Genomic DNA, 21,586 nt, shown 5'->3' with positions numbered 1-21,586 from the left:
TCAGGCCGCGCGTTCGCGCTGGCGGCGTTCGAGGTGCACCAGCAGCAGCGAGATCGCGGCGGGCGTCATGCCGGGGATGCGCTGCGCCTGTCCGAGCGTTTCCGGACGCACGCGTTCGAGCTTCTGCAGCACTTCCGCGGACAGGCCCGGGACCTGCGCATAGTCGAACCCGACGGGAATCGCTGCGCTTTCGTGTCGGCGCGCACGCGCGATTTCCTCGCGCTGGCGGTCGAGGTAGCCGGCGTACTTGGTTTCGATCTCGACCTGCTCGGCGACCTTGGCGTTGTCGACGCCGGGCCCGAGTTCGGGCACTTGCATCAGCTTGGCGTAGTCGAGTTCGGGCCGGCGCAGCAGGTCGATGGCATTGGTTTCGCGCGACACCTCGACCCCGATGTGGCGCGCGATTGAAGCACCCAGCGCATTGTTCGGCGCCGCCCACAACGCCGACAGGCGCGCGGTTTCCGCGGCGATGGCTTCGCGCTTGCGCGAGAAATTTTCCCAGCGCGCGTCGTCGACCAGGCCGAGGTCGCGGCCGACCGGCGTGAGCCGCGCATCGGCGTTGTCCTCGCGCAGCTGCAAGCGATATTCGGCGCGCGAGGTGAACATGCGATACGGCTCGCTCGTGCCCTGCGTGATCAGGTCGTCGACCAGTACGCCGAGGTAGGCCTCGTCGCGACGCGGCGACCACGCGTCCTTTTGCTGCGCGAAGCGCGCGGCGTTGACGCCGGCGAGCAGGCCCTGCGCCGCGGCTTCCTCGTAGCCAGTGGTGCCATTGATCTGGCCGGCGAAGAACAAACCTGCGGCCGCTTTCGTTTCCAGCGAAGCCTTCAGGCCGCGCGGGTCGAAGAAGTCGTATTCGATGGCGTAACCGGGGCGGGTAATGTGCGCGCGTTCGAAACCGGTGATCGAACGCACCAGGTCGAGCTGCACGTCGAACGGCAGCGAGGTGGAAATGCCGTTCGGGTAGATCTCGGTGACGGCCAGGCCTTCGGGTTCGACGAAGATCTGGTGCGAGGCCTTTTCGGCGAAGCGCACCACCTTGTCCTCGATGCTCGGGCAGTAGCGCGGGCCGACGCCTTCGATCTGGCCCGAATACAGCGGCGAGCGATGCAGCGCGTCGCGGATGAGTTGGTGCGTGCGTTCGGTGGTGTGGGTGATCCAGCAGCTCACCTGCTCGGGATGATCGGCCGTGCGGCCCATGAACGACATCACCGGGCGGGGATCGTCGCCGGGCTGTTCGGCCATCTTCGAATAATCCAACGAGCGCCCATCGATGCGCGGTGGCGTGCCGGTCTTGAGCCGATCGACGACGAAGCGGCCTTCGCGCAGCTTGTGCGCGAGTGCGGTCGAAGGCGGATCGCCCATGCGCCCTGCGGCGTACTGGGTTTCGCCGATGTGGATCTTGCCGGCGAGGAAGGTTCCCGCCGTGAGCACTACCGCCGGCGCATGGAAGCGCAGGCCGGTATTGGTGATCGCGCCGCGCACCGATTCTTGTTCGACGACAAGGTCGTCGACCGCGGCCTGGAACACGGTGAGGTTGGCTTGCGATTCCACCGCGCGGCGGATGAAGGCGCGATACAGCGAACGATCCGCCTGGCAGCGCGTGGCGCGCACCGCCGGGCCCTTCGAAGCATTCAGCGTGCGCCACTGGATGCCGGCGGCGTCGGCGGCCTTGGCCATGATCCCGCCGAGTGCGTCGATTTCCTTGACCAGGTGACCCTTGCCGATGCCGCCGATGGCCGGGTTGCAGCTCATCGCGCCGACGGTCTCGATGGCATGCGTCAGCAGCAGCGTGCGCGCGCCAGCGCGCGCCGAGGCCAGCGCGGCTTCGGTGCCGGCATGCCCGCCACCGATCACGATCACGTCGAATTGGTAGAAGGAATCGCTCATGCGAAGGACATGATGCCGGTTCAACCGGCGCTCGTCGCGGACGGGCCGACTGAACGGGTCAGGTCGGGCCGGGGGCCGGGTCAACGTTGGCACGCTACCTGCGTTACCCGCCATGCACCCGGGGCAGCACGCGTATAGCGTCGGCTGGGACTGGAACAGGGGCTGGCCATTGCGTGCCCCGGGGGAGCGCTGGGGGCCGGATGTCGGGGGACGTCCGGCCCCCATTTTTATTTCCCGCCGAAAGCCGAGGCCGGGCGGGAAAGCGCCGACGCCCGGCGGGAAGGCGGAACAGGGGGGATCCGTGACGTCCCGCCGGGAGTCGACGGCGCGAGTCTAACCCCAACGCGTCGGAATGCGACGCAAATCGTCGACGCTGTTAGGCCACGAATCAGTTTCAGCGACGGCGGTCACCTTTACGCATCGGCGCATCGTCGTCGCCCATGCGCGGCATCGACGGGGCAACGGTGGCCGGACGCGGCGAATCGACGCGATTCACCCGCGGCGGCGTCGGGTCGGACATGCGCACCCTCGCCGGTGGGCTCGGCACGTCCCCGGCTTGCGGTTGCGCCAACGGCCGCGGCCGCGCCCCGCCGTCGGAGGCGTCGGGTGCGCGCACCGGGCGCGGGCCGTTGTTGCCGAGGTTGTCCAGGTCGCGCCACGGCGGCGGCTCGTGCCCATCGTGGTCGTGGTCGTCGCCGTCGTGGTCGTGATCGTGGCCACCATGGCCGTGACCATCGCCCGGCGGGCGCTGGATGATCACCACCGGCGGGCGCGGGAAGTAATAGCCGTAGTAGGGATCGTAGTAGTAGCCGCGGTACGGGTCGTAATAGCCGTAATAACCCGGTCCATAGCCATAGCTGCCATAGGCGCCGACGCTGGCCGCGGGCCGGCCGTAGTAATAGCCGTCGTCGCTGTAGCCGTAGCCGGTGACGCAGCCGGACAGGCCCAGTACGGCGAGCGCGGGCAGGAAGGTTGCGAGTTTCATGGCGTGCCCCCTGGCTAGCCGGATGGATCGATGCCTGCAGCTTCCCGCCGCGCCATTGAATCCGTCCTTAACCCCTGCGGCGAAAATGAATCCGCGCCCGCATCCGGCTACGCTTGTGCCATGCGCGAACATGCCTTTTCCGAGCCGGCCCTTCCCGATTTCGACGCCGTCCTCGATGCCGCGGCGCGCATCGCCGCGCATGCGCGGGTGACCCCGGTCGCCCGGTCGACCCGGCTCGATGCACTGGCCGGCGCCGAACTGTTCTTCAAATGCGAACACCAGCAGCGCGGCGGCGCGTTCAAGTTCCGCGGCGCCTGCAACGCGGTGCAATCGCTCGATGCCCCGGCCGCGGCGCGCGGCGTGGCCACCCATTCCTCCGGCAACCACGGTGCGGCACTGGCATTGGCGGCGAAGCTGCGCGGCATCGCCTGCCACGTGGTGGTGCCCGAAGGCGCGAACCCGGTGAAACTCGATGCGATCCGTCGCCACGGCGCGATCCTGCACCGTTGCGCACCGGGCATCGCCGCGCGCGAAGCGATGTGCGCGCAGGTGCAGCGCGATACCTGCGCGACCCTGGTGCATCCGTATGCGGACGCGCGCGTGATCGCCGGCCAGGGCACCGCGGCGCTGGAATTGTTCGCCGAATGCGGTGCGCTCGATGTTCTCGTCGTGCCGGTCGGCGGCGGCGGCCTCGCCTCCGGCAGCGCGCTGTCGCTGGCCGCGCGTTCGCCGCGTTGCGAACTGCTGCTGGCCGAACCCGCGGACGCCGACGACGCGTTGCGTTCGCTGCGCGAAGGCGAACGCCGCGCCAACGCGCACGTGCCGACGACGGTGTGCGACGGCCTGCGCGGCGACCTCGGCGCACCGAACTTCGCGATGCTGCGCACGGCCAACGCGGAAGTCGTCGCGGTCGACGACGAGGCGACGCTCGCGGCCCTGCGCGCACTCTGGCAGGACCCGCGCTTGCGGGTGGAACCCTCGTCGGCGATCGCGTTGGCCGCGGTGCTGGCGAAGCCGGAACGCGTGCGCGGCAAGCGGATCGGCGTGATCCTCAGCGGCGGCAACGTCGATCCCGACATGCTGCCGACATTGCTCGCGGGCACCATGCCGCGCGCATCCTGAAGCGAACTGCGAGGAACATTGCGCCATGAACGCCGATTCCGCTGCACCCGCACGCACGCACTCGCGGTTTCCGGCACGCGCGTGGATCGCCCTGCTCGCGGTCGTGCTCGCGCTCGGCTTCCTCGGCGTGCGCGGCATCTGGGATCCGGACGAAGGCCGCTACACCAATGTCGCGATGAACATGCTCGACAGCGGCGACTGGATCACGCCGCATCGCAGCGAAGACGTCGGCCACTGGACCAAGCCGCCACTGACCTACTGGGCCATCGCCGCCAGCGTGGCGACATTCGGGCGCAACCCGTGGGCCGCACGCCTGCCGTCGGCGCTGGCCTTCCTGTTGTGCACGTGGCTGGTGTGGCGCGGCGCGCGCCGACTCGTGCCCGGCAGCGAGGACACCGCCGCGCTCGCGTTCGCGACCATGGCCCTGCCCTTCGGCGCTTCGCAATACATCACCACCGACTTCGTGCTCGCCGCCTGCGAAACCCTGGCGATGTGGGCCTTCGTCGAATCGCGTTTCGATGCTCCTTCGCGAACGCGACGCTGGCTGCTGCTGATGTGGGTCGGCTTCGCGCTGGCGTTCCTCACCAAGGGCCCGCCGGGCCTGCTGCCGTTGATCGCGATCCTCGCATTCGACCTGCTGCAACCGCGCGGACAACGCCGGCGCATTTTCGACATCGGCGGACTGGCGCTGTTCGTGGCGATCGCGACGCCATGGTTCATCGCGGTAGTGCGCGCGAACCCGGGGCTGTCGGATTACTTCATCGGCGACGAAGTCGTGAACCGCGTCGCCACCGACGACTTCAACCGCAACGGCCAGTGGTACGGCTGGCTGCAGGTGTACGCACCGACGCTGTTGCTGGGAACGCTGCCGTGGACGCTGGCGCTGCTGCGCTGGGCGCGGCGCCTGCCCGCCGACGTGCGCGGCTGGTGGCGGAACCCGCAACGCCGCGCAGGCGAACGCGCGTGGTTGTTCCCCACGCTGTGGTTGCTGCTGCCGCTGCTGGTGTTCTGCATCTCGCGTTCGCGCATGCCGCTGTACCTGCTGCCGCTGTTCCCCGCGCTGGCGCTGCTGGTCGCGATGCAACGCCAGCGCGAAGGCCGTGGCCTGCCCGACTGGCGCGCGATCGTCGCATGGGCGGCGTTGCTGCTGGCGCTGGCGGCGGCGACCGGGTTCTGGAAAACGCACAAGGATGCGTCGGAATGGGCGCAGGCGATCCGCGAACGCATCCCGGGCACGATCGACAAGGTGCGTTTCGTCGAGGACATGGCCCGCTACGGGCTGCACGTCGAACTCGGCGCGCAGGTGGAAAAACTTTCGATGCTGCCGGACCCGCATGCTGCACGCTTCAACCCGGTCAACGACACCGACGTCGCGCATGCGCTGGCGGGCTCTGACAGCCGAATGGCTGGCAACGCCGATCCCGACGCATTGTGGATCACCAAGCAGGAAAACTGGCCGAAGGTGCAAGCGCGCTTCACCGCGCTCGGTTATCGCGCCCTGCCGCAGGGCACGCCCTACCAGAAACGGATTCTGTTCCGCGTCGTGCCGGCCAGCGGCGGTTGAGCCACGCCCGCGGCCGTGCTTCACTGCCGCCGTCCACGGGGAGACGGCGATGAACGACGAACGCATCGAATGGAGTGGCCATCCTTCGCAGTGGCAGAACCTGTGGTGGTTCGTCGCCTGCGTGCTGCTGGTCCCGATCCCGTGGGCGTTCTGGCGCTGGCTGGAAACACGCAACACGACCTACACCCTCACCGGCCAGCGGTTGAAGACCACGCGCGGCGTGTTCACCCGCAGCACCGAGGACCTGGAGCTTTACCGCGTGCGCGACAGCCGCTTCGAACAGAACCTGGCCGAACGCATGCTCGGCCTCGGCCAGGTGGTGCTGTTCACCACCGACGAGACTTCTCCGGAAATCCGCATGACCTTCATCAAGGATGCGGAAGCCGTGCGTGAGAAGATCCGCACGCTGGTGGAAGCGCGCCGCGATGCGAAGCGGGTGCGGTATCTGGATGCGGAGTGATCATGAGTTACCGCGAAACGCGGTCTATTGATAGTTCGAGTCCGTACGCGCCATGAAGGACGATGACTTTTATTCGCTGATGGAAACCGAACTCAAAGGTTTCTCAGACGACGAAGTAGACGTTCTCTATCAAGCCGCTGAATCAGATTCTCGTTATCGATTTGAGATTTTTTTGTCCGTCGCAGCAGCCCTCATCACACCGATCGCACTGGCGCTATTGAGCTTGAGGCTCGCAAAGGAACTCGCTCTCGGCAAGCCAGCAAGACTCATAATCGCCGCGGGAATCATTGCAACCATGTACGGTTTTGTTCGACTTGTGTATCCAATCAATGATTGGCGGATCAAACAATCCGTACTACGACAAATTGCCAGACGAAAGAATGCAGGCGGCGCTGATAACCCTCTCACGCCGAACTAATTCTCGATCAGTTTCTGCCGACACTATCTCCTCCGCACCGGAATCGCATTCGCCGGGAATCGCGCGACATCGAATCCGCCTTCGCGGATCGGCGCACCCGCTTCCGGTGCCCACGCCATCGCGGTGATCGTTTCCCACGTCGCCGGCAACTTTCCGTCGCTGCCGCGCAACGGCTCGTAAGCGCGTTCGGCCGCGGCGAAACGCGCGCGCCCGGTCAACGTGTGCCGGCGCGCGGCCAACGCATTGGTCGCGCCGATCGCGCGCAATTCGCGCATCAATGCCGCGAGGTCGGGATACGCCGTGGTTTCGACTTCGCGTTCCAGCACCGGCTGCTGGAACCCGGCGCGCACCAGCGCATCGCCGACGCCGGCGATATCGGCGAACGGACTGACGTGCGGCGCCTCGTCCGCGCGCGCGAAGGCCTCGCGAAGTTCCCACAACGTATCCGGGCCAAAGGTCGAGAGCAGCAGCAGGCCCTGCGGCTTGAGCACGCGGCGGAAACCGGCGAACACCGCATCGAGGTCCTCGACCCATTGCAGGCACAGGTTGGAGAACAGCACGTCGACGGAATTTTCCGCCAGCGGCAACGCGCGCGCATCGGCGCACACCGGCTGCGGTCGTCGCGCGAACGGGTTGATCCCGCGCTTCGACGCCGCGCGCGTTTCGCGCAGCATCGGCAGGGCGAGGTCGAGCGCCAGCACGTTCGCCTTGGGCCAGCGCTTCTGCATCGCCGCCGCCGCGCGCCCCGGCCCGCAACCAAGGTCGACGACCACGCGCGGCGGTTCGCGCTTCAACGCCGGATCGTCGCGGTAATCGAGCATCTCCAGCAACCGCGCTTCCACGCCATGCTGCAAGCGCGCAGCCGCGTCGTAACCGGACGCCGCGCGCGAGAACGCACGGCGCACCTGCTTCGCGTCGTATAGCGCGTTCACGCAGCGTGTTCCGTCGCGAAATCCGCGAGCAACGTCGCCACCTCGTCCGCATGGGTGAGGAACGGTGCGTGCCCGGCGTGTTCGATCACGTGCGCGGACGCGTTCGGCGCGAGCGCGGCAGCGGCCTGCATCGCGCGCGGATCGACCAGGCGGTCGCGGCGCCCGCCGATCCACAGCGACGGCACCGACAGCGTCGGCAGCGCGTCGCGCAGGTCGCTGGTTTCGAGCAATTCCAGGCCGGCCGCGAGCGCTTCGGCCGAGGGTTCGCCGCGCGCGAACAATTCGCCGCGCAGGGAACGGATGTCGTCCTTCGCATGATCGGAACCGAAGGCTTCGAGCGCGATGAACAGTTGCAGCGTGCCGCGGTAGTCGTTGCGCAAGCCGTCGGCGAAACTGCGGAAGATCTCGGCGGAGACGCCGTGTTTCCAGCCTTCGCCCTTCACGAAGCACGGGCTCGCGCACAGCATCGCCAGCGCGGGCACGTCGCCGGGGCGCGTCGCTGCCGCGTGTAGCGCGACCAACCCGCCCAGCGACCAGCCGCACCACGGCGCGTGCGGTACGACGTCGCGAACCGCATCCACGCAGGCATCGAGCCGCAGCGGCACGCCGCTGTCGCGGCTGTACCCGTGCCCGGGCAGGTCGACCAGATGCAACGTGAAGCGCGACGACAATCGTTCGACCAGTGGCGCGAACACGCCGCCGTGCATCGCCCAGCCGTGCAGCAACACCAGCGGCGGGCCTTCGCCGCGGGTTTCGACGAACAGGCTCATGCGCGCGCTGCGCGATCGACCGGGAAGCCGTTGCCGACCGCCTCCCGCGCCCATTCCAGCGCTTCGAGCAGGCCATCGACATCCGCATCCGAATGCAGCGCGGAGAAGGCGATGCGCAAGCGCGCCTGCCCTTCGGGCACGGTCGGCGGGCGGATCGCCGCGACCCAGGCGCCCTGCGCTTCCAACGCCTGCGCGAACGCCAGCGCGCGCGCGTCTTCGCCGCAAACCAGCGGCTGGATCGGCGTGTCCGACGGCATCAGTTCGAAACCGCGTTTCATTGCGCCTTCGCGGAAACGCGCGATGCTCGCGACGAGCCGGTCGCGCCGCCACTGGTCGCGACGCGCCAGCTTCACCGCCGCCAGCGAGGCCGCGGCCTGCGCCGGCGGCAGCGCGGTGGTGTAGATGTAGGGGCGCGCGGTTTCGGCGAGATGGCGCACGAGCTCCGCATCGCCGGCGACGACCGCGCCGTAACTGCCCAGCGCCTTGCCCAGCGTCACCAGCTGCAGCGGCACCGCATCGACGCCGAGGCCGGCGTCGGCGACGCTGCCACGTCCTTCGGGGCCGAGCACGCCGGCGCCGTGCGCGTCATCGACATACATGACGGCGCGTTGCGCGCGCGCGACCAGCGCGAGTTGCTTGAGCGGCGCGACGTCGCCGTCCATCGAGAACACACCGTCGGTGGCGAGCAGCGCCGCGCCTTCCGGCACGCCGCGCAATTGCCGCAGCGCGCCTTCGGCATCGGCGTGCGGATAACGGCGCAGGCTGCAACCGGCGAGGCGCGCGGCATCGATCAGGCTGGCGTGGTTGAGGCGATCCTGCACGCAGACGTCGCCTTCGCCGAGCAGCGCCTGCACCACCGCGAGGTTGGCCATGAAGCCGCTGCCGAACAGCAATGCGGACGGCACGCCCAGCCAGTCCGCGACTTCGCGTTCCAGCGCGACGTGCGCGGCGTGGTGGCCGCAGATCAGGTGCGAGGCGACGCCGCCGGCGCCTTCGCGCGCGGCGGTGTCCTGCAGCGCGTTCACCACCGCGAAATGCTGCGAAAGCCCGAGGTAGTCGTTGCCGCAGAAACCGGTCAGCCACTGGCCGTCGACTTCGAAGCGCACGCCGTCGCGACGGCTGGCGGTGCGGCGCATGCGCACGCGATCCCGTGCGGCGCGTTGCGCGCGCGCGTCGGCGATGCGTTGGCGAAGGTCGGTGCGGGCCATGGGCTCGGTCCGGTCAGAGGTGGGCGAAGAATTCCGGGGTGTCCATCCGGTCGTGCATGCCGTCGATGGCCACGACCGGGATCTTCGACAGCGTTTCCTCGGACACGTCTTCGAGGCAACCGAGGTTGACGCCAACCATCTTGCCGATCGGGGTGTCGTTGCCGACGCCGAACACGCGCACGCCACAGCTGCCGCAGAAGAAGTGGTGGTTCTTTTCGCCGGCGAAGACGTATTTCACCAGCGCGCCGTCGCCCTGCAACAGGCGGAATTGCTCCGGCCGCGCCACCGCCGGCCAGAAGCGCGTGCGCCGGCAGATCGAGCAATTGCAGCGGAAGCTCGGCTGTTCGAGGTCGAGGTCGGCCTCGGCGACGACCCGCCCGCAATGGCAGCTGGCGCGATAGGTCTGTTGCATCTCAGGCCGCCGCGGTGATGCCGGCGTGCACGGTGGTCGAACACGCATCGATGGCGTGGTCGGTCGCGTTCTCGATCTGCATCGGGCGCAGGCCCAGGCGTGCGAACAGCGCCATGTCGCGCTCGGTGTCGGGATTGCCGGTGGTCAGCAGCTTCTCGCCGTAGAAGATCGAGTTGGCGCCGGCGGCGAAGCACAGCGCCTGCAGCTCGTCGCTCATGGTTTCGCGTCCGGCCGACAGGCGCACCATCGATTTCGGCATCATGATCCGCGCGACCGCAATGGTGCGCACGAATTCGAAGGGATCGAGCAAGGTCGAGGTATGCGCATCGCCGAGCGGCGTGCCTTGCACTTCCACCAGCCGGTTGATCGGCACCGAGTCCGGATGCGCCGGCAAATTCGCCAGCGCCTGCAGCAGGCCGGCGCGCTGCGAACGCGATTCGCCCATGCCGACGATGCCGCCGCTGCAGGTCTTCATGCCCGCGTCGCGCACGTGCGCGAGCGTGTCGAGGCGATCCTGCATTTCGCGGGTGTGGATGATCTCGCCGTAGAACTCCGGCGCGGTGTCGAGGTTGTGGTTGTAGTAGTCCAGCCCGGCATCGCGCAGCGCATGCGCCTGCGTGTTCGACAACATGCCGAGCGTGGCGCAGGTTTCCAGCCCGAGCGCCTTCACCTCGCGGATCATCGCCGCGACCTTGGGGATGTCGCGGTCGTGCGGCGAACGCCAGGCCGCGCCCATGCAGAAGCGCGAGGCACCGGCGGCCTTGGCCTGCCTGGCCTTTTCGACCACGGCCTCGGTCGACATCAACTTCGTCGCCTCGACGCCGGTGTGGTAGCGCTGCGCCTGCGGGCAATAGGCGCAATCCTCGGGACAGCCGCCGGTCTTCACCGACAGCAGGGTGCTGACCTGCACCTCGGCTGGGTCGAAGTGGGCGCGATGCACGCTCGCCGCGCGGTGCAGCAGCTCGGGGAACGGCAAATCGAACAGGGCTTCGATTTCGTTTCGGGACCAGTCGTGGCGGAGCGGCGTCATTTCGGAATTCCCTGACAGACAGGCGGGTGCAAGGCGGGCAGTCTGGAAAGCATGCCCGGGGCTGTCAACTTCACGACCATGGCGATGGTTGACGGCTGGCGTCGTGCCTGGCGCCGGGCCTGGCCGGCGCATTGCCTCGCCTGCGGCGGTCGCGGCGCCGCCGGACGCGACCTCTGCGCCGCCTGCCACGCGGGATTGCCGTGGTTGCGGACCGCCTGCCCGCGCTGCGCCCTGCCCTTGCCGACGCCGGGTTCGGTCTGCGGCGAATGCCTGCACCGGCCCCCGCCGCTGGACGCGATCCATGCGGCCTTCCTCTACGCCCCGCCGCTGGATCGCCTGCTGCCGCGCTTCAAGTTCCACGGCGACCTCGCCGCCGGGCGCCTGCTCGCCGCCTTGATGCGCGAAACCGCGCCGTCATTCCCGCATGACGCGGTGATCGTTCCCGTTCCCCTGCACCGCAAGCGCCTGCGAATGCGCGGCTACGACCAGGCGCTGGAACTGGCAAAACCTCTGGCCGCGACTTGCGGCCTTCCTCTACGCGACGACCTGCTGCATCGCGCCCGCGCCACCGCCGCGCAATCGCGCCTGCACGCGGACCAGCGCAAGCGCAACCTGCGCAATGCGTTCGAAGTCGATTCGGATTGCGCCTTGCCGGCGTGCGTCGTGCTGGTCGATGACGTCATGACCACCGGCGCGACCTTGCACGCCGCGGCGAAGGCCTTGCGGAAAGCCGGTGTCGCGCGCGTGGAAGCGTGGGTGTGTGCGCGGGTGCCGTGAATTTTTCTATTACGAATTCGGAGTCGCTTGCGCCTTGAGGCGCCGAAGCATGGTCGAGGTTGTCCGCCAGATAAAGATCGGGGTCGTCGCCATCCCGCCGAAGAACCAAGCCAGATGGATATTCGGCGATTGATGCAGGCTGAAATACAGGCATGCACCACCGAAAATCAGTGCCCATCCGGCAAAGCACATCCGCGTGACCGACATGAGTTTCGCGATCTGTTCCCATGTCATGTCGGGTGGAACATTCCCTTTCCAGCTTGCACTCCAAATGGAGATCGCATAGCGCACCAGCCTGTTCCACAGGAATAAACCGACGATCATTCCTGCTAACCCAAGCAAAATCGAAAACGTATCCATCATCTGTCCCCTCCAACCTTGTCGAGATGCGTCGTTACGCTTTCACCATCACGCTCGCCGCGATTCCCGCAAACACCGCCATGCCAACCCAGTGGTTGTGCAGGAACGCGCGGAAGCAGCCGTCGCGGTCGCGATGCCGTGCGCGGAAGAATTCCCACAGTACCAGCAACAAGGCCGCACCGAGGCCGTACCAGTAATACGCCCCGAGCTGCGCCTGCCGCCCGACCAGCGCCAATGCGACGAACATGCAGGCGTAGAGCACGCCCTGCGCGACGAGATCCATGTCGCCGAACAGGATCGCGGTCGACTTCGCGCCCATGCGCAGGTCGTCGTCGCGATCGACCATCGCGTACCAGGTGTCGTAGGCCGTGGCCCAGAAAATGTTCGCGACGTACAACAGCCACGCCAGCGCGGGCACATGGCCCTGCACCGCGGCGAAGGCCATCGGGATGCCCCAGCCGAAGGCCATGCCGAGGTAGACCTGCGGCAGATGGGTGTAGCGCTTCAAATACGGATAGCTCGCGGCGAGGAACACGCCGGCGAAGCTCAGCAACACGGTCAGGCGATTGGTGGTGAGCACCAGTCCGAACGCGAACAGCATCAACACCGCGAACACGGCGAGCGCTTCGCGTCCCGATACCGCGCCGGTCGCCAGCGGTCGCGATTTCGTGCGTTCGACATTCGGATCCAGCCAGCGGTCCGCATAGTCGTTGATCACGCAGCCGGCCGAACGCGTGAGCCATACGCCGAGGGTGAAGACCACCAGCGGCCCCCACGGCGGCAGGCCGCCAGCCGCCAGCCACAGCGCCCACCAGGTCGGCCACAGCAACAACAGCCAGCCGATCGGGCGGTCGCCGCGCACCAGTTTCCAGTACTGGCCGAGGCGCCCGCGCCAGGCCGGCAGCGGTTCGGGAATGGGCGCGAAATCGCGTTCGTAGGGCATGGCGGCAGGGTAGCAAGGGCGCCCGCGGGTCGCGCCACGCGCGTCGATCATGGACAATACGCGGCCCGGCGCCCGTAGCTCAGCCGGATAGAGTAGTGGCTTCCGAAGCCATTGGTCGGGGGTTCGAATCCCTCCGGGCGCGCCATTCCCTATACTTCACGGATTCGTGCCGTTACAGGTGCCGCGTGCGCAACTACGACCTGGTCTTCCTCAAGCATTTCTCGATGGTCCTCGCCTTCCTTGCGGCGGTGACCGTGGGCCTGATCCTGTTCGCCCACCATCTCAACGGCCTCATCCCGGCCGAAGTCTCGCCGGTGGCGGTGAAGCAGACCGAGGCGCGCATCGCCCCGACCGGCGCGGTGTATGCCGGTTCCACCGGCGCGGCGCAGCAGGCGGCGGCGGTCGCGGCCGCGGCCGCAGCAGCGGCCTCGCAGGTCGCCTACGGCGGCACCACCGATGGTTCGGTGATCTTCAACAACCTCTGCACCGGCTGCCATACCTCCGGCGCCGGCGGCGCGCCGACCCTGGACAAGGCGCACTGGACCGCGCGCATCGCCGAGGGCAAGGACACGCTGTACAAGCACGCCATCGAGGGCTACCACGGCCCCGACGGCGGGGTGATGCCGCCCAAGGGCGGCAACCCGGCGCTGACCGACGAGCAGGTCAAGGCCACGGTCGACTGGATCCTCGGCCAGCTCAAATAAGCGCCCGTATCCGCATCGCCACGAACGCCGCCTCCGGGCGGCGTTCGCGTTTACGGCCTTTCCGGGGCGCGAACGGTCGCCCGGCTATCATCGGCGCATGGCTCCTCCCCTGTTCCCCGACGCTTCCGGCGCTGTCTCACTGCCGGGCCTCGCCGGCCCGCTCGAGGTCGCGGTGGACGCGCCGGAAGCCGATTCGCCTTCCCTGCCGCTGCTCGCGGTGGTCTGCCATCCGCTGACCACCGATGGCGGCACCATGCACAACAAGGTCGTGACCATGGCCGCGCGCAGCCTGCGCGAACTCGGTGCGACCAGCGTGCGTTTCAATTTCCGTGGCGCCGGCGCATCGGCGGGCACGTTCGATTCGGGCAATGGCGAACTCGACGACCTGCGCACCGTGGTCGCATGGGCGCGCGCGGCGCGGCCGGGACATGCGCTGTGGCTGGGCGGTTTCAGCTTCGGTGCCTACGTGAGCATTCGCGCGTCCGCGGAACTGAAACCCTCGTTGCTGCTGTCGATCGCGCCGCCGGCCGGGCGCTGGGATTTCGCCAAAATCCCCGCGCCGACCATGCCGTGGCTGGTGGTCCAGGGCGAAGCCGACGAGATCGTCGATCCGCAGGCGGTGTATGCGTGGCTGGCGACATTGAATCCGCCGCAGCTGGAACTGGTGCGCATGCCCGACACCTCGCACTTCTTCCATCGCAAGCTGATGGACCTGCGCGGCGCGATCAAGCAGGGCGTGCGGCCCTACCTGCCGGCCGCATGACGCCTTCCGAAGCGTATGCCGCCGGGGTTGCGCGCAGCGACTGGCAGGACGATCCCGCGCAGCATCCGACGCTGGCCGAACTCGACCGCATCCACGCCGCGTTGATCGCCGCACCGGAACGCGATGGCTTTTTCGCGAAGCTGTTTTCGCGCAAGGACGACGATGCGATTCCCGGTCTGTACCTCTGGGGCGGCGTCGGTCGCGGCAAGACCTTCCTCATCGACCTGTTCTTCGACCAGCTCCCGATCGCGCAGAAACGGCGCACGCACTTCCACCGCTTCATGCGCGAGGTGCACGAACGCCTGCGCGAACATGCCGGCGAACGCGACCCGCTGGCGATCATCGCGCGCGAATGGCGCGCATCGCTGCGCGTGCTGGTGCTGGACGAATTCTTCGTCGGCGACATCGGCGACGCGATGCTGCTGGGGCGCCTGCTCGAACGCCTGTTCGGCGAAGGCGTGCTGCTGGTGACGACTTCGAACACGCCGCCGCAGAACCTCTACAAGGACGGACTGCAGCGCGCGCGCTTCCTGCCCGCGATCGATTTGATCGAACGCGATTGCCATGTGCTCGAACTCGCCGGCGCCACCGATTACCGCATGCGCGAACTGGTGCGTTCGCCGGTGTACCGCGCGCCGCTGGACGCAGGCTCCGATGCATGGCTGGAATCGCGCTGGCACGCGCTCGGTGGCGACGACGGACATCGCGATGCCGGCATCGTCGTCGACGGCCGCCGCATCGCGGTGCGCGCGCGCAGCCGCGGGCTGGCCTGGTTCGATTTCGACGCGCTGTGCGAAGGCCCGCGCGGTGCCAGCGACTACATCGAGGTCGCGCAGGAATTCCACACCGTGCTGCTCGGCGGCGTGCCGGTGTTCGACGACGAGCGCAACGACGCCGCGCGCCGCTTCATCACCCTCGTCGACGAGCTCTACGATCGCCACGTCAACCTGGTTTGCACCGCCGATGCCGCGCCAGCCGCGTTGTATGCCGGCGAACGCCTCGCTTCCGCATTCGAACGCTGCGCCTCGCGCCTGGTCGAAATGCAATCGTCCGAGTACTTCGCGCACGAACACCACGGCTGATGGCAGACAGCTGGCGCGTTCAGCCCGCCTTTCCGCAAACCTCGGCATTGGCATTTCGCGTTGACCCGCCCGCACGGCCACCGTATGTTGTGCGCGTCGGTTCCGGCGGCTTCGGCCAACGGATGAAAAGGGAAGCCGGTCCAATGCCGGCGCTGCCCCGCAGCGGTAGGTGGTGACGCGGTCGCGAAAGGCACTGGGGCGGTGGCCCCGGGAAGCAGCGACCGAGGTGGCATCGGGAACCCGGTGCCGGATCCACGAGCCCGAAGACCTGCCGACAGCCGCGCGATGCACGCCGCGCGGTGCCGGCCGAGGAATCTCCGGGGGGAGATGGCTGGTGCAGCAGGCCCGCCATCGTTCCATTCCGGTTCCTGCGACACCTCGCCTCCACTCTGCGTTTCCGATGCCATCCGCGCCTGCGGGGGACAGGCCCGGCCCGTGCGCCATGCATGGAGATGACCGATGTCGCATACCGATACCGCCGTGGCCGCCGCCGCGACGACGCCCGCATTCGACCTGACCGCACCGCCCACCGCAACCACGATGCGCGTGACCAAGCGCAACGGTTCCAGCGAGCCGGTGGATTTGAACAAGATCGTGCGCGCGGTGACCCGTGCCGCCGAGGGGCTGCATGCGGTCGAGCCGATGCGCGTCGCGACCCGCACCATCTCCGGCCTGTACGACGGCGCGACCACCGCGGAACTGGACGAACTGTCGATCCGCACCGCCGCGCTGCTCACCGGCGAGGAACCCGAGTACGGCCGCCTCGCCGCACGCTTGCTCGCGGGCGTGATCGCCAAGGAAGTCGCCGGCCAGGAGATCCACGCGTTCTCGCAATCGGTCGCGCGCGGGCACGACGTGGGCCTGATCAACGACCGCCTGCTCGGCTTCGTGCAGGCCAACGCGCGCAAGCTCAACGACGCGCTGGATCCTTCGCTGGACCGCGAGTTCGATTACTTCGGCCTGCGCACGCTCTATGACCGCTACCTGCTGCGCCACCCGCACAGCCGCAAGGTGATCGAGACGCCGCAGCAGTTCTTCCTGCGCATCGCCTGCGCGCTCTCCGAGGACGTGCCCGAGGCGCTGGCGCTGTACCAGCGCTTCGCCCGGCTGGAATACATCGCCTCCTCGCCCACCCTGTTCAACAGCGGCACCACCCACGAGCAACTCTCGTCCTGCTTCCTGCTCGATTCGCCGCGGGACACGCTGGAATCGATCTACGCGAAGTACGGCGACATCGCGCAACTGAGCAAGTTCAGCGGGGGAATCGGCGTGTCGTACACGCGCGTGCGTTCGCGTGGTTCGCTGATCAAGTCCACCAACGGCCATTCCAACGGCATCGTGCCGTGGCTGAAGACGCTCGATTCCTCGGTCGCCGCGGTCAACCAGGGCGGCAAGCGCAAGGGTGCGGCCTGCGTCTACCTGGAACCGTGGCACGCGGACGTGGAGGAATTCCTCGAGCTGCGCGACAACACCGGCGACGAGGCGCGGCGCACGCACAACCTCAACCTCGCCAACTGGATCCCGGACATCTTCATGCGCCGGGTGGAGGCCGACGACGACTGGTCGCTGTTCGACCCGCGCGTGGTGCCCGAGCTCACCGACCTGTTCGGCACGGATTTCGAGCGCGCCTACGAACAGGCCGAGGCGCAGGGCAAGGCGACGCGCAAGCTCAAGGCGCGCGAACTCTACGCGCGGATGATGCGCACCCTCGCCCAGACCGGAAATGGCTGGATGACCTTCAAGGACAAGTGCAACCGCGCCAGCAACCAGACCCTGCGCGCCGGCAACGTGATCCACCTGTCGAACCTGTGCACCGAGATCCTCGAAGTCACCGGCGACGACGAAACCGCGGTATGCAACCTCGGCTCGATCAACCTCGCGCGGCACTTCGACGAAGACGGTTTCTTCGACTTCGACAAGCTCGGCGAAACCGTGCAGCTCGCGGTCCGCCAGCTCGATCGCGTGATCGACCTGAACTTCTACCCGATCGAATCCGCGCGCCGCGGCAACCTGCGCTGGCGTCCAGTCGGGCTCGGGGTGATGGGCCTGCAGGACGTGTTCTTCAAGCTGCGCCTGCCGTTCGACGGCGACGAGGCGCGCGCGTTGTCGGCGAGGATCGCCGAGGAAATCTACTTCCGCGCGCTGGATACGTCGAACGAATTGGCCATCGAGAAAGGCCGGCACCCGGCCTTCGCCGACACCCGCGCCGCGAATGGCGAATTGCAGTTCGACGCCTGGAATGTCGCGCCTGGCAACGCCGAACGCTGGGACGGCCTTCGCCAGCGCATTCGCGAACATGGCCTGCGCAATTCGCTGCTGGTCGCGATCGCACCGACCGCTACCATCGCCTCCATCGCTGGTTGCTACGAATGCGCGGAACCGCAGGTCAGCAACCTGTTCAAGCGCGAGACATTGTCGGGCGACTTCCTGCAGGTCAACCGCTACCTGGTCGAGGAGCTGAAGAAGCTCGGGCTATGGACGCCGGAACTGCGCGACGCGATCAAGCGCGCGGAGGGGTCGGTCCAAGGCGTCGACGCGATCCCGGGGGCGCTGCGCGCGATCTACCGCACCGCATGGGAAATCCCGATGCGCTCCCTGATCGACATGGCCGCCGAGCGCGGCGCCTTCATCGATCAGTCGGCCTCGCTCAACCTGTTCATGGAGAGCCCGAGCATCGGCGCGATGTCGTCGATGTACATGTACGCGTGGAAGCGCGGCATCAAGACGACGTACTACCTTCGCTCTCGCCCGGCGACGAAGATCGCCAAGGCCACGGTCGGCAACACCGCGACGGAGGCGCCGAAACCGGACTACGCGCCGGAACAGGCCGTGGCATGTTCGCTGGAAAACCCGGGAAGCTGCGAGGCCTGCCAGTGAAGCAGGAACGAGCGCAGGGGAACGAGGAACGAGCAAAAGCAATGCTTATCCCGTTCTCATTTTCCTTCGCAGCGTGGTCAGCATGCGGCTGGTCTCGTCGATCAGGCCGTAGGGCAGTCGAAGCGCCCCGGGGTCGAGCCACCCCAAGCGTTCGCAGAGCAGCAATTGGGTATGCAGTTCGGACAGCGATCCTTGGGCGATCGCCATGAATTGGGCTTTCTCCCTGCGTGATTCGCGCGACCATCCTTCCGCGATATTGCTGGGCACCGAGACCGCCGCGCGGCTGATTTGCGAACGCAATCCGAAGCGTTCCGCCGCCGGCAATCCATCGGCCAGCCTGCATGCCTGCTCGGCCAGCGCCATCGACCTTTTCCAGACTTCCGCATCCCGATAGTGCATCGCTCGCTCCCTTGCAGGCACACGTTGCCGCGCCTGCAACGGAACCACCATCAGGAAAACTCTCATGCCCGCATCCGTAAACCCCACTCTCGTTCCTCGTTCCTATCCACTCGTTCCTCGCCTCCTCGACCCGGGCTTCGAGCTGACCCTGCGCCCGATGCGCTACCCCAAGTTCTACGAGATGTACCGCAACGCCATCCGCAACACCTGGACGGTGGAGGAAGTGGACTTCTCGCTGGACGTCAACGATCTCAAGCACAAATTCGGCCCGGCCGAGCGCCACCTGATCGAACGGCTGGTGGCGTTCTTCGCCACCGGCGATTCGATCGTGGCCAACAACCTGGTGCTGAACCTGTACCAGCACGTCAACGCGCCGGAAGCGCGCATGTACCTGTCGCGGCAGTTGTACGAGGAAGCGCTGCACGTGCAGTTCTACCTGACCCTGCTCGACACCTACCTGCCGGATCCGAACGAGCGCGCCAGGGCCTTCGCCGCGGTGGACAACATCCCCTCGATCCGCACCAAGGCCGAGTTCTGCTTCAAGTGGATGGATTCGGTGCAGTCGCTGCGGCGCGTCGAGACGCGTGAACAGCGCCGCGCGTTCCTGCTTAACCTGGTCTGCTTCGCCGCCTGCATCGAGGGCCTGTTCTTCTTCGCCGCGTTCGCCTACGTGTACTACCTGCGTTCGCGCGGCCTGCTGCACGGGTTGGCCAGCGGCACCAATTGGGTGTTCCGCGACGAGAGCGGGCACATGGCCTTCGCCTTCGAAGTGATCCGCACCGCGCGCGAGGAGGAGCCGGATCTCGTCGACGACGACTTCCGCCGGCAAGTGGTGGACATGCTCGCCGAAGCGGTGGAATGCGAATTCGCGTTCGCGCAGGACACGCTGTCCGGCGGCGTGGCCGGGCTATCGCTGAAGGACATGCGCCAATACCTGGAATACTGCGCCGACCAGCGCTTGTCGCAGCTCGGGTTCGCCACGCATTTCGGCGCACGCAATCCCTTCCCGTTCATGGACCTGCAGGACGTGCAGGAACTGACCAACTTCTTCGAGCGGCGCGTGTCGGCCTACCAGGTCGGCGTGCAGGGCGACGTCGGTTTCGACCATGCGTTCTGACGCGGGAAACACCTCGCCCGCGCCGCCGACCGAGGCGCGCCTGCTGGAAATGGTCTTTCCCGACCACGCCAACCACCTCGGCACGCTGTTCGGCGGACAGGCGCTGGCATGGATGGACAAGGCCGCGTTCGTCGCCGCCTCGCGCTATGCGCGCAAGACCGTAGTGACGGCGCGTTCGGAGCAGGTGAATTTCCGCCTGCCGGTGCGGCAGGGGCAATTGGTGGAGGCGATCGCGCGCGTGGTCGGCGTTGGTCGCAGTTCGATGCTGGTGGACGTCGAATTGATCGCCGAGGACCTGCCGACCGGGGAACGCGACCTGTGCACGCGCGGGCGTTTCGTGATGATCGCGCTGGATGCGCGCGGACGCCCGACCGAGGTGCCGGCACTTTCCGCCTGACCGCGGCCCGGCGGCTGCGCTAGCATCGTCGGCACCCGTCGCGACGAGCCTTCGCCATGCGCCTGCTGCCGCTCTCCCTCGCCCTCGCTGCGCTGTTGCCCGCCAGCGCATTCGCCGACCAGCGCCCCGAGGTCGCGGCCGCCGCGCAAGGCGAACGCGCCGACATCGTCGCCTGGCGCCGCGACATCCACCAGCATCCGGAACTCGGCAACCACGAAACCCGCACTGCGCAATTCATCGCCGACAAGCTGCGTTCGTTCGGGCTGGAGCCTAAGACCGGCATCGCGCATACCGGCGTTGTCGCGATTTTGAAAGGCGGCAAGCCCGGGCCGCGCATTGCGCTGCGCGCCGACATGGACGCGCTTCCGGTGACCGAGCAGACCGGATTGCCGTTCGCCTCGACGGTGAAGAGCGAATACCGCGGCCAGCCGGTCGGGGTGATGCACGCCTGCGGCCACGACATGCACGTGGCGATCCTGCTCGGCGTGGCCGAAGCGCTGTCGAAGATGAAGAGCGAATTGCCGGGCGAGGTGATGTTCGTGTTCCAGCCGGCCGAGGAAGGCCCGCCGACGCCGGGCGAAATCGCCGGCGCGAAACTGATGATGGACGAAGGCCTGTTCCGCGACTTCAAGCCCGACGCCGTGCTCGGCCTGCACGTCTGGGCCAGCCTGCACGTCGGCGACATCGGCGTGCGCGCAGGCCCGACCATGGCCGCGGTCGATGAGTGGACGCTGAAGGTGACCGGCAAGCAGACCCACGGCGCGCGGCCCTGGGATGGCGTCGATCCGATCACCGTCGGCGCGCAGATCCTGCTCGGCACGCAGTCGATCGTCGCGCGCCAGGTCAACATCGCGAATTCGCCGGTGGTGCTGACCACGGGGCTGTTCCAGTCCGGCGTGCGCTTCAACATCATCCCCGACGACGCGCTGCTGGTCGGAACGTTGCGAACGTTCGATCCCAAGGTGCGCGCCGACGTGGTCGATCGTTTCCGCCGCACCGCGACGGATTTCGCCGAAGCCAGCGGCGCGAAGGCCGAGCTCGAGGTCGATTCCAACGCGCCGGCGCTGGTCAACGATCCGGCATTGGTCGCGAAGCTGCGCCCGTCGCTGGAAGCGGCGGTCGGCAAGGACCACGTGATCGACCAACCGCCGCTGACCGTGTCCGAGGATTTCGCCTACTACGCCGGCGCCGCGCCAGTGATGTTCTTCTTCGTCGGCAGCACGCCGGCAGGCAAGGACCCGGCGACGATGCCGATGAACCACTCGCCGCTGTATTCGCCGGACGAAGGTGCGCTCGACGTCGGCCTGCGCGCGATGCTGCAGACGACGCTGGATTTTCTGGCTGATGGTGAATCACCCGTCTCCCGATAACGTAAG

At 67.5% G+C, this 21,586-nt stretch carries 22 protein-coding genes, 1 tRNA gene and 1 riboswitch; of the genes, 13 read left to right on the top strand and 10 right to left on the bottom strand.

Annotated elements, in window-relative coordinates:
* Positions 1 to 1,890 carry a tRNA uridine-5-carboxymethylaminomethyl(34) synthesis enzyme MnmG gene (gene mnmG / locus FNZ56_RS09635; protein ID WP_143879631.1) on the bottom strand — a complete coding sequence of 630 codons (1,890 nt, stop codon included), beginning with the start codon at positions 1,888 to 1,890 and terminating at the stop codon, positions 1 to 3.
* 394 nt (positions 1,891 to 2,284) lie between these two features.
* Positions 2,285 to 2,875 (bottom strand): hypothetical protein, encoded by a 591-nt coding sequence (locus tag FNZ56_RS09630; protein WP_185970719.1) that lies wholly within the window; start codon positions 2,873 to 2,875, stop codon positions 2,285 to 2,287.
* 120 nt (positions 2,876 to 2,995) lie between these two features.
* Between FNZ56_RS09630 and FNZ56_RS09625 the strand changes: the two genes are divergently transcribed.
* Genes FNZ56_RS09625 through FNZ56_RS09610 form a run of 4 tightly spaced genes read left to right on the top strand, consistent with a single transcriptional unit; the run spans position 2,996 to position 6,439 of the window.
* A complete protein-coding gene (locus tag FNZ56_RS09625; protein ID WP_143879630.1) occupies positions 2,996 to 3,997 on the top strand; it encodes a pyridoxal-phosphate dependent enzyme in 1,002 nt (333 codons plus the stop codon).
* 25 nt (positions 3,998 to 4,022) lie between these two features.
* Positions 4,023 to 5,561, top strand: coding sequence for an ArnT family glycosyltransferase (locus tag FNZ56_RS09620; RefSeq protein ID WP_143879629.1), 1,539 nt, complete (start codon positions 4,023 to 4,025; stop codon positions 5,559 to 5,561).
* Between the two features lie 49 nt (positions 5,562 to 5,610).
* Positions 5,611 to 6,021 (top strand): PH domain-containing protein, encoded by a 411-nt coding sequence (locus FNZ56_RS09615; RefSeq protein ID WP_143879628.1) that lies wholly within the window; start codon positions 5,611 to 5,613, stop codon positions 6,019 to 6,021.
* A 52-nt stretch (positions 6,022 to 6,073) separates the two neighbouring features.
* Positions 6,074 to 6,439 (top strand): hypothetical protein, encoded by a 366-nt coding sequence (locus tag FNZ56_RS09610; RefSeq protein ID WP_143879627.1) that lies wholly within the window; start codon positions 6,074 to 6,076, stop codon positions 6,437 to 6,439.
* Positions 6,440 to 6,462: 23 nt separating this feature from the next.
* On the opposite strand, the gene bioC is transcribed toward FNZ56_RS09610, so the two are convergent.
* The 5 genes from bioC to bioB are packed head-to-tail and all read right to left on the bottom strand — an operon-like array spanning position 6,463 to position 10,791.
* A complete protein-coding gene (bioC, locus tag FNZ56_RS09605) occupies positions 6,463 to 7,371 on the bottom strand; it encodes a malonyl-ACP O-methyltransferase BioC (RefSeq protein WP_143879626.1) in 909 nt (302 codons plus the stop codon).
* Positions 7,368 to 8,135 carry a pimeloyl-ACP methyl ester esterase BioH gene (bioH, locus tag FNZ56_RS09600; RefSeq protein WP_143880331.1) on the bottom strand — a complete coding sequence of 256 codons (768 nt, stop codon included), beginning with the start codon at positions 8,133 to 8,135 and terminating at the stop codon, positions 7,368 to 7,370. Before bioH ends, bioC begins: the two co-directional genes overlap by 4 nt.
* Before the next feature lie 2 nt (positions 8,136 to 8,137).
* On the bottom strand, positions 8,138 to 9,349 hold the full coding sequence (gene bioF, locus FNZ56_RS09595) for an 8-amino-7-oxononanoate synthase (RefSeq protein WP_143879625.1): 1,212 nt from the start codon (positions 9,347 to 9,349) through the stop codon (positions 8,138 to 8,140).
* A 13-nt stretch (positions 9,350 to 9,362) separates the two neighbouring features.
* Positions 9,363 to 9,761: a GFA family protein gene (locus FNZ56_RS09590; RefSeq protein WP_143879624.1), complete on the bottom strand. Its 399-nt coding sequence runs from the start codon at positions 9,759 to 9,761 to the stop codon at positions 9,363 to 9,365.
* 1 nt (position 9,762) lies between these two features.
* The gene (gene bioB / locus FNZ56_RS09585) at positions 9,763 to 10,791 is read right to left on the bottom strand and encodes a biotin synthase BioB (protein WP_143879623.1); all 1,029 of its coding nucleotides are present in this window, start codon (positions 10,789 to 10,791) and stop codon (positions 9,763 to 9,765) included.
* Positions 10,792 to 10,842: 51 nt separating this feature from the next.
* Here bioB and FNZ56_RS09580 point away from each other — a divergent pair, with 51 nt between their 5' ends.
* Complete coding sequence (locus FNZ56_RS09580; RefSeq protein ID WP_407070490.1) at positions 10,843 to 11,568, top strand: double zinc ribbon domain-containing protein; 726 nt, start codon at positions 10,843 to 10,845, stop codon at positions 11,566 to 11,568.
* A gap of 9 nt (positions 11,569 to 11,577) precedes the next feature.
* On the opposite strand, the gene FNZ56_RS09575 is transcribed toward FNZ56_RS09580, so the two are convergent.
* Both FNZ56_RS09575 and ubiA read right to left on the bottom strand, forming a co-directional pair.
* Positions 11,578 to 11,928, bottom strand: a complete 351-nt coding sequence (locus FNZ56_RS09575) for a hypothetical protein (RefSeq protein WP_143879622.1) — start codon at positions 11,926 to 11,928, stop codon at positions 11,578 to 11,580.
* Positions 11,929 to 11,962: 34 nt separating this feature from the next.
* A complete protein-coding gene (ubiA, locus tag FNZ56_RS09570) occupies positions 11,963 to 12,871 on the bottom strand; it encodes a 4-hydroxybenzoate octaprenyltransferase (RefSeq protein ID WP_185970718.1) in 909 nt (302 codons plus the stop codon).
* A 68-nt stretch (positions 12,872 to 12,939) separates the two neighbouring features.
* Between ubiA and FNZ56_RS09565 the strand changes: the two genes are divergently transcribed.
* The 5 genes from FNZ56_RS09565 to FNZ56_RS09545 all read left to right on the top strand — a co-directional run bounded on the left by FNZ56_RS09565 (position 12,940) and on the right by FNZ56_RS09545 (position 18,297).
* Positions 12,940 to 13,016, top strand: a tRNA-Arg gene (locus FNZ56_RS09565).
* Positions 13,017 to 13,056: 40 nt separating this feature from the next.
* Positions 13,057 to 13,575 (top strand): c-type cytochrome, encoded by a 519-nt coding sequence (locus FNZ56_RS09560; protein ID WP_143879620.1) that lies wholly within the window; start codon positions 13,057 to 13,059, stop codon positions 13,573 to 13,575.
* A 97-nt stretch (positions 13,576 to 13,672) separates the two neighbouring features.
* Positions 13,673 to 14,338, top strand: a complete 666-nt coding sequence (locus FNZ56_RS09555) for an alpha/beta hydrolase (RefSeq protein WP_143879619.1) — start codon at positions 13,673 to 13,675, stop codon at positions 14,336 to 14,338.
* Positions 14,335 to 15,420, top strand: coding sequence for a cell division protein ZapE (gene zapE / locus FNZ56_RS09550; RefSeq protein WP_143879618.1), 1,086 nt, complete (start codon positions 14,335 to 14,337; stop codon positions 15,418 to 15,420). The genes FNZ56_RS09555 and zapE overlap by 4 nt, the downstream gene beginning before the upstream one ends.
* Before the next feature lie 80 nt (positions 15,421 to 15,500).
* Positions 15,501 to 15,710: riboswitch (cobalamin riboswitch) on the top strand.
* Positions 15,711 to 15,879: 169 nt separating this feature from the next.
* On the top strand, positions 15,880 to 18,297 hold the full coding sequence (locus tag FNZ56_RS09545; RefSeq protein ID WP_143879617.1) for a ribonucleoside-diphosphate reductase subunit alpha: 2,418 nt from the start codon (positions 15,880 to 15,882) through the stop codon (positions 18,295 to 18,297).
* A 45-nt stretch (positions 18,298 to 18,342) separates the two neighbouring features.
* Here FNZ56_RS09545 and FNZ56_RS09540 read toward each other — a convergent pair whose 3' ends face one another.
* Positions 18,343 to 18,762: a four helix bundle protein gene (locus FNZ56_RS09540; RefSeq protein WP_143879616.1), complete on the bottom strand. Its 420-nt coding sequence runs from the start codon at positions 18,760 to 18,762 to the stop codon at positions 18,343 to 18,345.
* On the opposite strand from FNZ56_RS09540, the gene FNZ56_RS09535 reads away from it, so the two are divergent.
* From FNZ56_RS09535 to FNZ56_RS09525, 3 genes are read left to right on the top strand one after another with little or no spacing between them, the layout of a single operon-like run.
* Positions 18,761 to 19,813 carry a ribonucleotide-diphosphate reductase subunit beta gene (locus FNZ56_RS09535; RefSeq protein ID WP_143879615.1) on the top strand — a complete coding sequence of 351 codons (1,053 nt, stop codon included), beginning with the start codon at positions 18,761 to 18,763 and terminating at the stop codon, positions 19,811 to 19,813. The genes FNZ56_RS09540 and FNZ56_RS09535 overlap by 2 nt on opposite strands.
* Positions 19,803 to 20,210 (top strand): acyl-CoA thioesterase, encoded by a 408-nt coding sequence (locus FNZ56_RS09530; RefSeq protein WP_143879614.1) that lies wholly within the window; start codon positions 19,803 to 19,805, stop codon positions 20,208 to 20,210. The genes FNZ56_RS09535 and FNZ56_RS09530 overlap by 11 nt, the downstream gene beginning before the upstream one ends.
* Positions 20,211 to 20,266: 56 nt before the next feature.
* On the top strand, positions 20,267 to 21,580 hold the full coding sequence (locus tag FNZ56_RS09525) for an amidohydrolase (RefSeq protein WP_143879613.1): 1,314 nt from the start codon (positions 20,267 to 20,269) through the stop codon (positions 21,578 to 21,580).
* Positions 21,581 to 21,586: the final 6 nt, after the last annotated feature.

The sequence above is a fragment of the Lysobacter lycopersici genome (assembly GCF_007556775.1).
GTDB classification, from domain to species: Bacteria; Pseudomonadota; Gammaproteobacteria; order Xanthomonadales; family Xanthomonadaceae; genus Pseudoluteimonas; species Pseudoluteimonas lycopersici.
This window is presented reverse-complemented; position numbering and strand designations above follow the sequence as displayed.

What these genes read in the sequence shown, in the direction of transcription:
- FNZ56_RS09620 (WP_143879629.1), top strand. Translation starts at nt 4,023, where the DNA reads ATGAACGCCGATTCCGCTGCACCCGCACGCACGCACTCGCGGTTTCCG.
- FNZ56_RS09525 (WP_143879613.1), top strand. Translation starts at nt 20,267, where the DNA reads ATGCGCCTGCTGCCGCTCTCCCTCGCCCTCGCTGCGCTGTTGCCCGCC.
- FNZ56_RS09580 (WP_407070490.1), top strand. Translation starts at nt 10,843, where the DNA reads ATGCCCGGGGCTGTCAACTTCACGACCATGGCGATGGTTGACGGCTGG.
- bioB (WP_143879623.1), bottom strand. Translation starts at nt 10,791, where the DNA reads ATGACGCCGCTCCGCCACGACTGGTCCCGAAACGAAATCGAAGCCCTG.
- FNZ56_RS09630 (WP_185970719.1), bottom strand. Translation starts at nt 2,875, where the DNA reads ATGAAACTCGCAACCTTCCTGCCCGCGCTCGCCGTACTGGGCCTGTCC.
- FNZ56_RS09590 (WP_143879624.1), bottom strand. Translation starts at nt 9,761, where the DNA reads ATGCAACAGACCTATCGCGCCAGCTGCCATTGCGGGCGGGTCGTCGCC.
- FNZ56_RS09540 (WP_143879616.1), bottom strand. Translation starts at nt 18,762, where the DNA reads ATGAGAGTTTTCCTGATGGTGGTTCCGTTGCAGGCGCGGCAACGTGTG.
- FNZ56_RS09610 (WP_143879627.1), top strand. Translation starts at nt 6,074, where the DNA reads ATGAAGGACGATGACTTTTATTCGCTGATGGAAACCGAACTCAAAGGT.
- FNZ56_RS09615 (WP_143879628.1), top strand. Translation starts at nt 5,611, where the DNA reads ATGAACGACGAACGCATCGAATGGAGTGGCCATCCTTCGCAGTGGCAG.
- FNZ56_RS09535 (WP_143879615.1), top strand. Translation starts at nt 18,761, where the DNA reads ATGCCCGCATCCGTAAACCCCACTCTCGTTCCTCGTTCCTATCCACTC.
- mnmG (WP_143879631.1), bottom strand. Translation starts at nt 1,890, where the DNA reads ATGAGCGATTCCTTCTACCAATTCGACGTGATCGTGATCGGTGGCGGG.
- FNZ56_RS09625 (WP_143879630.1), top strand. Translation starts at nt 2,996, where the DNA reads ATGCGCGAACATGCCTTTTCCGAGCCGGCCCTTCCCGATTTCGACGCC.
- bioF (WP_143879625.1), bottom strand. Translation starts at nt 9,349, where the DNA reads ATGGCCCGCACCGACCTTCGCCAACGCATCGCCGACGCGCGCGCGCAA.
- FNZ56_RS09575 (WP_143879622.1), bottom strand. Translation starts at nt 11,928, where the DNA reads ATGGATACGTTTTCGATTTTGCTTGGGTTAGCAGGAATGATCGTCGGT.
- zapE (WP_143879618.1), top strand. Translation starts at nt 14,335, where the DNA reads ATGACGCCTTCCGAAGCGTATGCCGCCGGGGTTGCGCGCAGCGACTGG.
- FNZ56_RS09545 (WP_143879617.1), top strand. Translation starts at nt 15,880, where the DNA reads ATGTCGCATACCGATACCGCCGTGGCCGCCGCCGCGACGACGCCCGCA.
- ubiA (WP_185970718.1), bottom strand. Translation starts at nt 12,871, where the DNA reads ATGCCCTACGAACGCGATTTCGCGCCCATTCCCGAACCGCTGCCGGCC.
- FNZ56_RS09555 (WP_143879619.1), top strand. Translation starts at nt 13,673, where the DNA reads ATGGCTCCTCCCCTGTTCCCCGACGCTTCCGGCGCTGTCTCACTGCCG.
- FNZ56_RS09530 (WP_143879614.1), top strand. Translation starts at nt 19,803, where the DNA reads ATGCGTTCTGACGCGGGAAACACCTCGCCCGCGCCGCCGACCGAGGCG.